This window comes from Halorubrum sp. SP9 (assembly GCF_005435015.1).
Classification (GTDB): Archaea; Halobacteriota; Halobacteria; order Halobacteriales; family Haloferacaceae; genus Halorubrum; species Halorubrum sodomense.
On the sequence record NZ_SGXU01000794.1, the window covers coordinates 1 to 214 of the forward strand.

1 protein-coding gene is annotated in these 214 nt (G+C 74.3%); it reads left to right on the forward strand.

Features of this window, described 5'->3' with window-relative positions:
- Positions 1-214: hypothetical protein (locus EXE45_RS19325; RefSeq protein ID WP_137695225.1), on the forward strand; the 214-nt coding region annotated here is incomplete at both ends.

Here is a 214-nt window from a genome sequence, read left to right on the forward strand (position 1 = left end):
TCCTCCCGACCGACTCCCACGAGCGGCTCGCGACCGCGAGCTACGACGCCATGGAGTACGTCTTCGGCCTGCTGGAGAACGGCGCCGACCCCGCGGCGCTGCGCGCGCCGAGCGAGGGCACCGGCCCCGTGGCGTCGGGCAGGCGGATCGCCTACCACCCGCACTGCCAGGCGCGCACGGTCGAGGTTGGCGAGTACGCGACCGCGACCTTCGA